This is a genomic window from Saccharopolyspora sp. NPDC045941, from assembly GCF_056431445.1.
Map to the genome: position 1 here is coordinate 1 of NZ_JBWKKU010000078.1, position 13,646 is coordinate 13,646.

At 67.5% G+C, this 13,646-nt stretch carries 12 protein-coding genes; 8 read left to right on the forward strand and 4 right to left on the reverse strand.

Annotated features, from left to right (window positions below; translation table 11 throughout):
- Window positions 1–229: 229 nt before the first annotated feature.
- From AC07FN_RS39425 to AC07FN_RS39455, 7 genes are all read left to right on the forward strand, one after another.
- Window positions 230–481: a Smr/MutS family protein gene (locus AC07FN_RS39425; RefSeq protein ID WP_478400247.1), complete on the forward strand. Its 252-nt coding sequence runs from the start codon at window positions 230–232 to the stop codon at window positions 479–481.
- A gap of 124 nt (window positions 482–605) precedes the next feature.
- On the forward strand, window positions 606–1,886 hold the full coding sequence (locus AC07FN_RS39430; protein ID WP_478400248.1) for an ABC transporter substrate-binding protein: 1,281 nt from the start codon (window positions 606–608) through the stop codon (window positions 1,884–1,886).
- A gap of 5 nt (window positions 1,887–1,891) precedes the next feature.
- A complete protein-coding gene (locus tag AC07FN_RS39435) occupies window positions 1,892–2,872 on the forward strand; it encodes a carbohydrate ABC transporter permease (protein WP_478400249.1) in 981 nt (326 codons plus the stop codon).
- Between the two features lie 58 nt (window positions 2,873–2,930).
- Window positions 2,931–3,752 (forward strand): carbohydrate ABC transporter permease, encoded by an 822-nt coding sequence (locus tag AC07FN_RS39440; RefSeq protein WP_358393608.1) that lies wholly within the window; start codon window positions 2,931–2,933, stop codon window positions 3,750–3,752.
- 8 nt (window positions 3,753–3,760) lie between these two features.
- A complete protein-coding gene (locus AC07FN_RS39445) occupies window positions 3,761–5,173 on the forward strand; it encodes a GH1 family beta-glucosidase (protein WP_478400250.1) in 1,413 nt (470 codons plus the stop codon).
- Window positions 5,174–5,900: 727 nt separating this feature from the next.
- Entirely contained in the window at window positions 5,901–6,071 is a 171-nt protein-coding gene (locus AC07FN_RS39450) for a hypothetical protein (protein WP_478400251.1), read from the forward strand.
- A 127-nt stretch (window positions 6,072–6,198) separates the two neighbouring features.
- Window positions 6,199–6,825, forward strand: coding sequence for a helix-turn-helix transcriptional regulator (locus tag AC07FN_RS39455; RefSeq protein WP_478400252.1), 627 nt, complete (start codon window positions 6,199–6,201; stop codon window positions 6,823–6,825).
- Window positions 6,826–7,143: 318 nt separating this feature from the next.
- Here AC07FN_RS39455 and AC07FN_RS39460 read toward each other — a convergent pair whose 3' ends face one another.
- The 4 genes from AC07FN_RS39460 to AC07FN_RS39475 all read right to left on the reverse strand — a co-directional run bounded on the left by AC07FN_RS39460 (window position 7,144) and on the right by AC07FN_RS39475 (window position 12,557).
- Complete coding sequence (locus AC07FN_RS39460; RefSeq protein WP_478400253.1) at window positions 7,144–8,244, reverse strand: DUF917 domain-containing protein; 1,101 nt, start codon at window positions 8,242–8,244, stop codon at window positions 7,144–7,146.
- Complete coding sequence (locus tag AC07FN_RS39465; RefSeq protein ID WP_478400254.1) at window positions 8,241–9,317, reverse strand: DUF917 domain-containing protein; 1,077 nt, start codon at window positions 9,315–9,317, stop codon at window positions 8,241–8,243. Before AC07FN_RS39465 ends, AC07FN_RS39460 begins: the two co-directional genes overlap by 4 nt.
- Window positions 9,318–9,378: 61 nt before the next feature.
- The gene (locus AC07FN_RS39470; RefSeq protein ID WP_478400255.1) at window positions 9,379–10,938 is read right to left on the reverse strand and encodes a hydantoinase/oxoprolinase N-terminal domain-containing protein; all 1,560 of its coding nucleotides are present in this window, start codon (window positions 10,936–10,938) and stop codon (window positions 9,379–9,381) included.
- A 290-nt stretch (window positions 10,939–11,228) separates the two neighbouring features.
- Window positions 11,229–12,557 (reverse strand): purine-cytosine permease family protein, encoded by a 1,329-nt coding sequence (locus AC07FN_RS39475; RefSeq protein ID WP_478400256.1) that lies wholly within the window; start codon window positions 12,555–12,557, stop codon window positions 11,229–11,231.
- 167 nt (window positions 12,558–12,724) lie between these two features.
- Between AC07FN_RS39475 and AC07FN_RS39480 the strand changes: the two genes are divergently transcribed.
- A complete protein-coding gene (locus AC07FN_RS39480) occupies window positions 12,725–13,633 on the forward strand; it encodes an erythromycin esterase family protein (protein ID WP_478400257.1) in 909 nt (302 codons plus the stop codon).
- Window positions 13,634–13,646 lie beyond the last annotated feature (13 nt).

Consider the following 13,646-nt stretch of genomic DNA (forward strand, 5'->3'; position numbering starts at 1 on the left):
GGTCATCGACCCCAAGACGACCCGCCGCCGCATCGCCGAAGCGCTCGCCGCGGCCCCCGCCGGGCGAGGCTCCCACGGCAACATCCCCCTCTGACATAGCACCTTCACCTCGGCCTGGTTCTGCCTCTTTTGCTTCGATTCCCTGCCCTCGGATCCGTTGATCTTCCGATTCGCCGCGATCTAGCCTGACTCGAAATCCATCGGTTCTCCCGAGAACAGGGAGTTGAAATTGCCTGAGAAGTTGACGGTGGATCTCCACCCGGCCTTCCGAAGCGACAGGGACATCGACACCGCCGTGCGCAGTGCGGTTTTTCGTGCGGTTCGGGAGAAGGTCAAGCTGGTGGAAATCATCCCCGGCAAAGGCTCAGGCAAGTTGAAGCACCGTGTGCTGGCGATGCTGGACCAGCCTCATCTCCGGAAATTCTACCGGCGGGTCGAGGTCGGCGCGGGCAACGAGGGACGGGTGCTGGTGCACTTCTGAAACCGTGGTCCGGATGGCCAAAAAGGCAGACTTCGGTTCCCGTGGTGGACATACGTTTCGCTGCTCGGTAGATCAACCAAAGGCTCGCGGCATGGTGGTCACGATTGGGAGATGAGGAAGTGTGATGAGGAGAAGGCGTTCGCGCTGGCTGGCTGTTGCTGCCCTGACCTCGGCTGTGTCGGTGGCCCTGGCAGGGTGCGCGGGAACCGATGGGGCCGGCAGTGGGAAGATCGAGATCAAGGTCGCGACCTTCGGCGAGTTCGGTTACGAGCCGCTGTTCAAGGAGTACGAGGAACAGCATCCCAACATTCGCTTGGTACCGCAGGTCGCCGACTTCGAGGCGCACCACAAAGGACTGGCCACCCACCTTGCGGGCGGCAAGGGCGCTGCCGATGTCGTCGCCGTCGAAGAACAGTACATGCCGCAGTTCCTGCAGTCCAGGGACAAGTTCGTCAACCTCGCCGACTTCGGGGCCAAGGACTTGCAGAACCAGTGGGCCCCCTGGAAGTGGGAGCAGGGGGTCAGCAAGGACGGAAGTTTCGTACTCGGTCTCGGGACTGACATGGGCAGCCTGGCGATGTGCTACCGCCGTGACCTGTTCGCCCGGGCCGGTCTGCCGACCGAGCGTACCGAGGTAGCCAAGCTGTGGCCGACCTGGGAAGACTTCGCCCGGGTCGCCGACCGGTTCAGCGCTGCGGTGCCGGATGCGAAGTTCGCCGATTCCGCCGGCACCATCTACACCGCGATCCTCAATCAATCCGAGGAGAACTTCTTCTCGAAGGCGGACGACTCGCTCATCGCCGACCGGAATCCGAACCTGCGACGTGCCTTCGACATCGCCGGGAGCATCGGAGCGAAGGGGCAGACCGCCAGGGTGACCAGCTACACCCAGGGCTGGAACGTGGCGGTCAAGCAGGGCTCCTTCGCCGTGATGAACTGCCCGGCCTGGATGCTGGAGCAGATCAGGGAAGCCGGTGGCGACGGGAACAAGGGCAAGTGGGACCTCACCACGGTTCCCGGCAACAGCGGAAACCAGGGTGGCTCCTACCTGACGGTGCCCAAGCAGGGCGCACACCCGAAGGAGGCTTACGAAGTCGCCAAGTGGCTGACCGCCCCGGAGCAGCAGAAGAAGATTTTCCTGCAGAGCGGCATCCTGCCCAGCACGCCGGCTGCGTACCAGGATCCTGAGGTGATCGGCAAGACCGACCCGTACTTCAGCGACGCACCGGTGGGCCAGATCTACGCGAGCTCGGCGGACGGCCTGCGCCCGAATTACCGCGGTGCCAAGGACAGCGTGGTGCGACCGAAGTTCGGCCAGGCACTCGGCCGCGTCGAGGCCGGCAAGCAGAGCGCCGACCAGGCGTGGGACGAGGCCGTGCAGCAGGCCCGCGACGCCGTGAGGTAGGGAGGATGTCACGAAGCCCTTCACCGGCGCCCACCCATGAACCGGCCCACGTTCTTCGTGGGTCGGTTCCGGGTGGGCGCCGGGGGGTCCTGCTCTCCCGGATCGACGCCCGGGTCACGCCGTACCTGTTCGTCGCTCCTTTTTTCGTGCTGTTCGCGGTGTTCGGTCTCTTCCCGCTGCTGTACACCGCGTGGATTTCGCTGCACGACTGGAATTTGATCGACGGTGATCAGGGCTTCGTCGGGCTGGCGAACTACACCGCACTGTTCGCCGACCCGGATTTCTACAACGCCCTGTTCAACACCGCGAGCATCTTCGTGGTCTCCACGGTGCCACAGCTGTTGGCCGCGCTCGGTATCGCGGCGCTGCTCAACCGGCCGCTTCGTGCAGGGACCGTTTGGCGCGCAGGTGTTCTGCTGCCGAACGTCGTCTCGGTGGTGGCCGTGGCGCTGGTCTTCGCCCAGCTATTCGGCCGCGATTTCGGCATGATCAACTGGATTCTGGGGTTGTCCGGGTTGGATCCCGTCGACTGGGAGGGCCAGCGCTGGTCGTCGCACCTGGCCGTCGCCACCATGGTGATCTGGCGTTGGACCGGCTACAACGCGTTGCTCTACCTCGCCGCGATGCGCAACGTCCCCAGGGAGCTCTACGAAGCGGCCGCGCTCGATGGGGCTTCGCGGTGGCGGTCGTTCTGGTCGATCACCGTGCCGGGAATCCGGCCGACCATCATTTTCACGGTGGTGGTCTCGACGATCGGCGGCCTGCAGCTGTTCGCGGAGCCGCAACTGTTCGACTCGACCGGAACCGCCGGTGTCGGCGGCAACGACCGGCAGTTCCAGACGTTGACCATGTACCTGTACGAGAAGGGATTCGGTCTGTTCGACGCCGGATATGCGGCTGCCATCGCATGGGTGCTGTTCATCATGTGCCTGATATCCGCAGTGGCGAACTTCGTGCTGGTGCGTCGAATTCGCGGAGGGAGCTGAAGCGGTGCTCGCGAGTGTTCCTGCCCGGCGACTCCGTCGATCCGGCGGTGCCGGTCCATTGACCCGCCGCCCCGGGGTTCTGGTCTACGCGCTACTGACCGGTGTTGTCGTGTCATCGGCGTTCCCGCTGTACTGGTCGTTCGTGGTGTCCTCCAGCGACAGCTCGGCCATTGGTGATTCCATCCCACCTCTGGCCCCCGGCGGCTACCTCCTGGAAAACGTGCAACGCGTCTTCGACACCGTGGACTTCTGGCTCGCTATCCAGAACTCGTTGATCGTGTCGGGGACGGTCATGGTGTCCACCGTGGTGCTGTCCAGCTTTGCCGGGTTCGCTTTCGCCCGACTGCGCTTTGCCGGGAGAAACACTCTGTTCCTGGTGGTGATCGGAACCGTGATGGTGCCGGCCCAGCTCGGGGTGGTCCCGCTGTACATGGTCGTCGGCGACCTCGGGTGGTACGGCAGGCTGGAGGCGGTGATCGTGCCCGCACTGGTCAACGCGTTCAGCGTCTTCTGGATGCGCCAGGCGTGCGAGGAGGCGGTTGCCCCGGAACTGGTCGACGCGGCCAGAGTGGATGGTTGCTCGCTGTGGGGGACGTTTCGGCATGTGGCGATCCCGGCGATTCGTCCGCAGGCGGCAGTGCTCGGCATGGTGACGTTCATGGCCGCGTGGAACGACTTCTTCTGGCCGCTGATCGTGCTCGACCCGAACGAAAGCCTGACCGTTCAGGTAGCCTTGTCGAGGTTGGCGAGCGGCTATTTCTTGGACTACTCATTGATGCTGACCGGTGCGACGCTCGGCGTGCTGCCCGTGATCATCGTTTTTCTCCTGCTGGCAAGGCAGATCGTCAACGGACTCACGCGAGTTTCGGTCAATGGATGAGGTGGGATATGACCAACAAAAAGACGCTCGGATTCCCGTCGGACTTCGTCTGGGGTGCTGCCACGGCCTCATACCAGATCGAAGGCGGAGCGAAGGAGGACGGCCGCGGACCTTCCATTTGGGACACCTTCACGGCCACGGAAGGCAAGGTTCTGGGTGGTGATACGGGTGACGTGGCTTGCGACCACTTCCATCGATATCCCGAGGACGTCGCGCTGATGGCGGAACTCGGCCTGCCGACCTACCGGTTCTCGGTGTCCTGGTCGCGGGTCATGCCGGACGGGCGGACGGTGAACCAGCAGGGGATGGAGTTCTACGACCGGCTGGTCGACGAGTTGCTCGATCACGGCATCACGCCGATGATCACGCTGTTCCACTGGGACCTGCCCCAGGCGTTGGAAGACGAGGGCGGTTGGCGGGTTCGTGACACCGCCGCACGGTTCGCCGATTACGCGGCGGCAGTGCACGGCGCCCTCGGCGATCGAGTGCCGGATTGGACGACGCTCAACGAGCCCTACTGCTCGGCATTTCTCGGCTACGGAACCGGGGTGCACGCACCCGGAGTGGCAGAGCCGGGCACCGCGCTCGTCGCGGCACACCACCACCTGCTGGCGCACGGGTTGGGGATGCGGGCGCTGCGCGCAGCCGCACGACCCGGACAGCGGTTCTCACTGGTGCTGAACTTCGCGCCGGCGCTGACCGATGTGGACGACGAAGCCCACCGCGAGGCCGCGCGCAAGTTCGACGGGATGCAGAACAGGATCTTCCTCGACCCGGTGCTGGGTCGTGGTTACCCGGAGGACGTGCTCGCCGACGTCGCTCACCTGGGTGCGCTGGAACCCGCTATACGCGATGGCGATCTCGAGACGATCACTACCCCGCTCGACTGGCTCGGGGTGAATTACTACGCGCCGGTCCGGGTGGCGCCGCTGGCGGACCTGGAAGCACCAAGTAACAGCGGCCTTCCGGGCTTGCGGGGCTTCGACGTTCTGCCGCCTCGCGGGCCGCTTACCTCGTTCGGCTGGGAACAGACGCCGAGTTCGTTGACGGACCTGCTGCTGTGGCTGCGCCGGTACTGCCCTGGCCTTCCGCTCATGATCGCCGAGAACGGTGCGGCCTTCGCCGACACGATCGACAGCGATGGTCGGATTCGAGACCGCGACCGGGTCCGCTACTTCGCCGACCACCTTCGCGCGGTCCATGCGGCGATCGAGCAGGGCGCGGACGTGCGCGGTTACCTCGCCTGGTCGTTGCTGGACAATTTCGAGTGGGCGCTGGGATATTCGCAGCGGTTCGGCCTGATTCACGTCGACTTCGACACCCTGCAGCGCACGGTAAAGGACAGCGCCCGCTTCTTTTCCGGAGTCGCGGCGAGCAACGCCGTTCCGGTCGACGACTCCGCCGAGCTCACTGCGGACTGACGCAGACCATCCGATACGAGCGATGCGTCGACTACTTCTGGTTGGCGGTTTACTTGCCTGGGAAGACGTCCAGTGCGGAGGGTGTGTCTGACTCACGCACCGAAGCCACGACCGGCAGGGCTCGATGGCGCCCCGTGACAGCTAACTGGCCATTCATGCCCGTCCGGTAGAACGGTTCGTCGCTGGTTCGCGCCGCAGCGTCACGCGGTGATGCGGACTTGGCCGATCGGTCTTCACCCCGATCGCTGGTTCGCGCGCAGCGTCACGCGGTGATGCGGACTTGGCCGATCGGTCTTCACCCCGATCGCTGGTTCGCGCGCAGCGTCACGCGGTGATGCGGACTTGGCCGATCGGTCCTCACCCCGCACCGCTGCCTGACCGGCGGCGTAACCCGCGCCAACTTACGAGCTAGGCGCTGCCACTAAACGGTCTAGTTTCGCCAAGCCACATGGCCTAAACTCTTCGATGTTCATCCCTGCTGCAGCCAGAGGTCGTGATGCCGCCGACTTACCACGTGGATCCCACCACCGTTGATACCCCCACCGAGGACATGCCACGCGCGGACCAGCTCGAGTACGCGGCAACCAGGGCGAGCAGAAAGCGGTCCCGACGGCGCAGTCGTGCGCGTGTGGGCGGTTGTCGTGTGTTTCCAGGTGCAACAACCACCCGCCTGTCTTCTTAAAGTCCCCTTACCCCGCAGCAACCAGGACCTCGCGGAGAGGTAGACATGGCCACGGACGCTCTTCTGTATCGATTAACGTTCGAGAAAGAACTGGACCCGTTCTATTTCACCAACACCGGAGCCGTGCTCGGAGCGCGCGACGACGTTGCCTTGGCTAACAGGGACGTTGTCATGCGTGGCGGAACAACAACGAAGACCGGTGTGGCTACCCGCTGATTCGAGCAGGACTGGATCAGTGCTTGGACGAGCGCCAATACATCGAGACCACTAACGACAACGCCGACGTTGTGGTCGTCGCCACGGGAACCGCCGAAGCATCCACTTAGTTTACGGGGACGTTGTCATGGATGGCGGAACAACAACGAAGACCGGCGTGTCTATTACTGCCTCGGACCCGCTGATTCGAGCAGGACTGGCCCAATGCTTGGACGAGCGCCAACACATCGAGACCACCAACGACAACGCCGACGTTGTGGTCGTCGCCCTGGATATCGCCGAAGCATCTACGATCGAATCGCTGCGAAGCCTCAATCCCGGCGCTGTCAAACCCGTTGTCCTCGTAGTGGAAAACCGTTGGCGCGCCGACATAGCCACGGCGGTAAGGTTGGGCGTCCGCGCTGTCCTATGGCGCCACCACTTCTCCGCCGGCGCCTTCGTCCAAGCTATTCGAGCAGCCAGCGACGGTGGTGGCTTTCTCCCCATTTCAATGCAGGGCGCACTCATGGATCAGCTTCAACGGACCTACCGCGAAGTGCTCGCGCCGCTCGATATGACACCCTCCGGTATCACGCACCGCGACATCGATGTCCTCCGTCTCGTCTCTGAAGGATTCGGCCTCGATGAAATAGCGGAAAAACTCCACTTCTCCGAACGTACCGTCAAGAACATCCTCTACAATTTCATGAAACGATTCGATCTCGACAACCGTACCCACGCTGTCGCCTACGCCATCCGCGCGGGTCTCATCTAAGGGCCGCCCAACGATCGAAATAGCCGTTTCGTTCTATTGAGCGTTTTTCATCCTGGTCGTTCCGCAGCCGCGGATCCGTAAAGCCACACGTCGATGGGGTGTCGCATGCGCCGCAGGCGCATAACCCACCTACGACACTCGCACCGCCGCGGGTTCACGGTGCCCACCCCTCCGGGGTTCCCTCGGCGAGGACGGCCCCTCCGCCGTGTATTGGACATACATCAGGAGGGGCACCCACAGTCCAGGGAGCCTCTGAGGTTCCGCTACCCGCACCGCCACGCAGAACGAGGATGGAAAACCTCAATTGAAACTGGGGGGTCAGGGGTCGACGAGGTCTTCCACGGGGTGGAAGTCGTAGGGGAGGCCGAAGGCCGCCGGGCCGAAGACCGCCAGGGCTTCCGGGGTTCGCATCAGGTCCGGGGTGGAGATGCCGATGACCGTGACCCGCTGGCCGTAGCGCAGGGTTTCGGTGGTGATCGGCTCCGCCTGCTCGGATTCGAGCACGCACACCAGGTCCGGCACCACGCACCGCACCTCGCCGTCGACCAGCGCCACCAGGTTCTCGTTCTGGAACTCCAGCTCCAGCTTGTGCTCGCCGTCGAAGGACACCGCCGCAGCGCGCCCGCGGGCGAACCCGGCCTCGGTGCGCCGCTCCACGTCCGAGACCTTGCCCCGGAACAGCACCCGCAAGTTCCCGTACAGCGTGTCCTTCAGGACCTCGCCGAGGTGTGCGATCGGGTCGCCGTTGCCCTCCCGGGCCTCGCGGATGGCCTTGCCGACGGTGTGCGCCAGCGTGAGCGTGCGCGGGATCGCGGTGCGCTTCACGTCCGCGCCGCTCATCGAGTACTCGGCGATGTGCGCGACGCCGCCCAGCCTGATGGTGACGCCGCGCGCCAGCCACTCCATCCGCTCGTTGTCGTCGCCGGCGTCGATCACCGCCGTCTCGCCGCGCTCGCCGGCCACCGCCATCGGCGAACCCGTCACGCCGTAGACCCCGAAGGTCTCCATCTGCAGTTCCGGGAACGCCCGGCCCATGCCGTCGGCGTCCACCACCGGCAGGCCGGTGCGCGCGGCCACCACCAGCGGGATCATCGAGTTGATCCCGCCGCACTCGATCGGCATGGTCGCGCTCGCCTCGGCCCCGAGGTAGGACTCCAGCGCGCGCAGGGCCGACACCGGCTCGTCGCCGCTGGGGATCTTCTCGTGCACCACCGTGGGCGCGCCCATCTGCGCCGTCGGGATCACCAGCGCATCGTCGTCCACTTCGGACGGATCGAGCACCGTGATCGGCCCGGACTCGCGGATCGCCTGCTGCACCAGCAGGCGGCCCACGTACGGGTCGCCGCCGCCACCGGTGCCCAGCAGCGCCGCGCCGCGGGCCAGGTCTTCGAGGTGTTCCTCGGTCAGCTGCCAGCTCACCGCGCGACCCCCACCGGGTCGATGTCGTAGCCGAAGTAGCGCGGCCCGGCCAGCTCCAGGCCCGCCGGGGTGTGCCAGCGCGGGTCGGCCGGCGCGGCGATGACCGCGATCCGCTGGCCGAAGCGCAGCGCCTCGGTGGTGACGGCCTCGCCGGACTCCCGGTCCAGCGTGCAGATCAGGTCCGGTACCGAGGCCAGGACGGCGCCGTCGCGCTCGGCGACCAGGTGCTCGTTCTGGAACCGCAGCACCAGCTCGCTGCCGCTGTCGCCGTCCATGCCGGTCAGCCGCGCGTCGCCGCGCGCGAAGCCCGAGACGGTGCGCCGCGAGACGTCGACGACCTTGCCGGTGAACAGCCGCCGCCCGGCCAGCCGCGCGACGACCGCGTCCACCGGATCGGCGTGCTCGGCCTGCGCGGTGCGCACCAGCCGGCCCAGCTCGGCGCAGAGCGTCAGGGTGCCCGGCACCAGCGAGTCGCGGGCCTGCTGCCCGGTCATCGCGTACGTGCTGATCATCGCCGAGCAGCCCATGTCGATGGTGGCGCTGCGCGCCAGCCGCTCGGCCCAGTGGTTGTCCACCGTGTCCAGAACGCCGCGGTTTCCCTTCTCGTCGGCGATGGCCATCGGGGTGGCCTCGACGCCGTACAGCGTCGGCAGCACCATTTGGATCTCGGGGAACGCGCGCCCCATGCCGTCGCCGTCGATCAGCGGCAGGCCCAGCTGCGCGGCGGCGGCGACCGGGATCAGCGAGTTGACCCCGCCCGCCTCGGCGCACGCGATGTGCGTGAGCTCGCGGCCGAGGTAGTCGGCGAGGGTGCGGGCGGCCAGGCCGATCTGCTCGATCGACGGCAGCTTCTCGACCATCACAGTCGGCGCGCCCATCATCGCCACCGGCAGCACCGCGGCATCGGCGGGCACTTCTTCCAGCGGTGTCAGGGAAACCGAGCCGTGCTCGCGCACCGAGGCGGCGGCCAGCAGCCGGCCGATGTGCGGGTCGCCGCCGCCACCGGTGCCCAGGATGGCCGCGCCGCGGGCGATGTCGTCCAGGTCGGACAGCGTGATCTCGCGCATGCTCATGCCCTGTGTTTCTGCGGGACACCCGCACCCGGTCGGCGTCGATGAGCGGGAAGTTCGATTGTCACTCATCGCCGCCTCCGAGCTGCAGGTCGCCGACGGCCTTCGCCCGGATCCGGGTCGCGTTGCCCGGCAGGTACGGGATCGGCACCTCGTCGAAGTCCACGATGTCCACTGTGGATGGTCTTGCGCCCGCCGCCACCGCCCGGTCGATCGCCTCCTGCTTGGCCTCGTCGACCACCGACTCGCGGCGGCCCGGCTCGATCGCGTACACCCGGTCGACCTCGCCGCCGATCTGCGCGATCGCGGCCCCGATGGCGTTGGCCACCGCGTAGTTCTCCGGCCGGTGCACCTCGCCGGCGTCGCCGAGCTCGTCCGGCAGCAGCACCGAACCGCCGCCGACGGCGACCACCGGCAGCGGCTCCGCCGAGGTCCGCATCCGCTCGACCGCGTCCGCGTTGTCGGCCGCGATGCGCTCCAGCGCGGCCCGCACCAGGTCGCGGTCCAGGTGCTTGACCAGCTCCGGGTCGCCGATCTCGGCGCGCCCGGCCGCCACCGCGATGTCCGTCGCGGTCAGCGTGTCGCCGCCGAACACCAGCGCCTTCGAGGTCAGCCGGTAGCCCACCGACTCGGGCCCGACGGTCACCGCCGACGGCTCGCCGCGCACCAGGCTGCCGCCGCCGATGCCGATCGACAGCACGTCCGGCATCCGGAAGTTGGTGCGGATCCCGGCGACGCTGACCGCCGTGGTCGCCTCGCGCGGGAAGCCCTGGTTGAGCACGCCGACGTCGCTGGTGGTGCCGCCGACGTCGACCACCGCGCAGGTGTCCAGGCCGGAGAGCACGGCGGCGCCGCGCATCGAGTTCGTCGGGCCGGAGGCGAACGTCGCCACCGGGTAGCGGCGGGCGAAGTCGACGTCCATCAGGGTGCCGTCGTTCTGGCTCAGGTAGAGCGGGGCGGTGATGCCCGCGCCGGTCACCGACGACGCCAGGCCGTCGACGATGTTGGCCGCGAGCTCGCGCAGCGCGGCGTTGATGACGGTCGCGTTCTCCCGCTCCAGCAGGCCGATCCGGCCGATCTCGTGGGACAGCGAGATCGCCACGTCCGGCAGCTCCGCGGCGATGAGCTCCGCCGCGCGCTGCTCGAACTCGTGGTTGACGGGCGAGAACACCGAGGTGATCGCGACGCTGCGGATGCCGTTGCGGCCCATGTCGTCGATGGCCTTGCGCAGCTCGGCCTCGTCGAGCTCGGCGATGTGCCTGCCGTCGAACTCGTGCCCGCCGTGGCACAGGTAGCTGCGCCCGGAAACGGCGTCCACCAGCCGCTGCGGCCAGTCCACCATCGGCGGCAGCGACGCGCCCGCGGGCAGGCTGAGCCGCACCGCGGCGGTCGGGGCGAGGCGGCGGGCCTCGACGAGGGCGTTGATGAAGTGCGTGGTGCCGATCATCACCGCCCGCACCCCGGCCGGGTCGAACGGGTGCTGCCGCTGCAGGCCGTCGATGGCCGCGACGATCCCGGAGGTGACATCGGTGGTGGTGCTCATCTTCACCGCGGCGAGCACCTTTGTGCCGTCCAGCAGGACGGCGTCGGTGTTGGTGCCGCCGACGTCAATGCCGATGCGCAAGTCGGAACTCCTTGTCTGGGTTGGTGTCGTGAGCGCTGAGCCCGGTTCTAGAGCCTGTTTCCAGACTCACCTTGCGTGGCGGTGCGGGTGGCGGAACCTCAGGCGCCTTCTCGCTGTGGGATCCCCGACTCATGAATAGCCAATTCACCACGTCGGGGCTGTCCTCGCGAGAAGACACCTGAGAACCCGCGGCGGTGCAAGCGGCGAGGGTGGGCTAAGCGGCTGCGCCGCTTCAAAGACAAAACCCCGCGTTACCAAACCTCCCCACCACGACATTCAAAACAGCCTCTCTAGCCCGCTTGCGCGCTCGCGACCTCGGCGGTGGTACGGGTGCTGCCGACGCCGCGGACGAGGCCGAGCTTCCCGGCGACGACGTAGAGCACGAACGCGAGCACGAGCGAGTTGATGCTCGGCAGGCCGATCTCGACGAACCCGCCGACCAGCGCGGAGACCAGCCAGACGACCAGCGTCGCGGGCACCCAGTTCGGCGCGGAGGCCGGGATCTCGCCCAGCGCCCGCGACGCCTCCAGCTCGCCCCGCCAGCGCCGCACGATGAAGTACTCGGCGACCATGATCCCGCCGATCGGCGGGAACACCACGCCGAGCACGGTCAGGAAACCGGTGAACTGGTCGAGGATGCCGACGGCCGCCAGCACGCTGCCGATCAGGCCGAACACCGCGGTCGCGACGCCGCGGTTGAGCTTCTTGCCGAAGACCGTGCCGACGAAGTTCACCAGGCCCAGCCCGGACGAGTACAGGTTCCAGTCGTTGATCTTCACGGTGCCGGCGACGACCACCAGGATGCCGACCCAGCCGACCGAGGAGGTGACGATGGTGGTGATGTCGGCGGACCGCACGGCGTGCGCGAGCAGCACCCCGGCCAGCCCGATCACGTACTCGCCGAGGGTGATGCCGACCAGCGTCTGCTTGACCACGTCGCCGACGGAGCGGTTGAAGCGGGTCATGTCCGGGGTGATCACCGCGCCGGTGATGAAACCGCCCGCCACCAGCGTGGTGCCCTCCAGCAGCGACAGCTGCGGGCCGGGCGGGGCGGAGGCCATCAGCGCGCCGATGTCGTGCTGCGAGAGCTCGACGCCGATCGACCAGCCGACCAGGACCAGGAAGGCGGGCACTGTCACGTAGGCGACCCAGGCCATCGAGCCGAACCCGCGCAGCACGACCGCGGTGACGATCAGCCCGAACACCAGCGCCCAGCCCCATTCCGGCAGCCCGCCGACCAGCGCCACCAGGCCCTTGGCGGACACGGCGGACTGGATGCCGAACCAGCCGATCAGGCTGATCGCGATGGCCAGGCCGATCAGCGCGGACCCGGCGCGGCCGAAGCCGGTCCAGCGGGCCAGCATCGAGGTGGACAGGCCCTCGCGGGCGCCGATGATGCCGACGAAGATCGCGACGATCTCCAGGATCACCGCGCCGAGCGTCAGCGCGAGGAAGGCGTTCCAGAAGGTCATCCCGAAGCCGAGGGTGGCGCCGAGCAGGAACTGGCTGAGCGCGGACACCTGGCCGAACCGCTGCACCGCGACGGACCACCAGGAGTAGCGGGCGCCGGCGGGAACCCGGGTCAGCGCGTAGTCGTCGACCCCGACGGATGAGGCCATGGCGAGCTCCTTCGGATGGGCGCCGGTGTTAGCCGGTAACCGTAAGCCCAGGTCAGCTCGTCGTCAGTGGGCTTAATGCACAGTCCGGAGGGCAGAAGGGTGCCTCTTGCACAGTCCGCGTCCGGCGATGTTGACCTCCACTTTGGTCGAGGTTCTACGTTCGGATCGTGGAACGAGCAGAGCAGTGGATCAACAGTCAGGCGGTGCGGCTCACCTCGCTGGACCCCCGCGCCCCGCACGAGGACTTGCGGCCGCTCCGGGACCGGCTGAGCGACGCCACGGTCGTGGCGCTCGGCGCGTCGTCCCGGGGAACTCACGAGCTGGCGGCCGTCGCGCACCGTCTGCTGCGGTTCTTGGTGGAGGAACTGGGGTTCCGGTCGCTGTTGCTGGAAGGCGACGACGTCGCGAGCGCCGAGCTCGACGCCTACGTGCGGACGGGGCGGGGAGACCCGCGCGAGGTGCTGGCCGGCGCCCGGCCCTTCCTGCGTGTGGAGGAAGTCCTCGAGGCCGTGCGGTGGATCCGCGGTCACAACGAGCGGCACCCCGACGACCAGGTGCGGTTCGCCCTGGCGGACCAAGTGGTCGGGCCCGGGCCGGACCTTGCGGACATCGAGCGCGGACTGGCCGAGAACACCATCCGCTGGCACGAGCGCAGCGGGCACAAGATCGTCTACTGGGGCGGCCTCGCGCACCTCGTCAACGGTGCGGCGCGCACGGTGTCGCCGGGCGCGCTGACCCACCGCAACGCGGGCAGCTACCTGCGCGAACGCTTCGGTGCCGGATACGTCCCCGTCGGGTTGACCTTCCAGCGCGGCCACAAGGTGCCCGCACCGCCTGCGGACTTCGCCGAAGCCGTGCTCGCCGCCGGGCCCGACGCCTACGTGCTCGACCTGCGCGCCGATGCCCCGGCGGACGTGCGCGCCTGGCTCGACGCCCCGACGCGGACGCGGCTGATCGGCCCGGTCTACGACCCCGCCGACGACGCCTCCTACCACCTCTCCGGTGGGTCCCTGGCCGAATGGCTCGACCTCGTGGTCCACGTCCGCGAGGTCGGCGCCGCCCGCCTCCTCCGCTGATCCCGCGGGGCTT

Coding starts and splice junctions, on each gene's coding strand:
- AC07FN_RS39430 (WP_478400248.1), top strand. CDS start 606: ATGAGGAGAAGGCGTTCGCGCTGGCTGGCTGTTGCTGCCCTGACCTCG.
- AC07FN_RS39435 (WP_478400249.1), top strand. CDS start 1,892: ATGTCACGAAGCCCTTCACCGGCGCCCACCCATGAACCGGCCCACGTT.
- AC07FN_RS39445 (WP_478400250.1), top strand. CDS start 3,761: ATGACCAACAAAAAGACGCTCGGATTCCCGTCGGACTTCGTCTGGGGT.
- AC07FN_RS39450 (WP_478400251.1), top strand. CDS start 5,901: ATGGCCACGGACGCTCTTCTGTATCGATTAACGTTCGAGAAAGAACTG.
- AC07FN_RS39455 (WP_478400252.1), top strand. CDS start 6,199: ATGGATGGCGGAACAACAACGAAGACCGGCGTGTCTATTACTGCCTCG.
- AC07FN_RS39465 (WP_478400254.1), bottom strand. CDS start 9,317: ATGAGCATGCGCGAGATCACGCTGTCCGACCTGGACGACATCGCCCGC.
- AC07FN_RS39475 (WP_478400256.1), bottom strand. CDS start 12,557: ATGGCCTCATCCGTCGGGGTCGACGACTACGCGCTGACCCGGGTTCCC.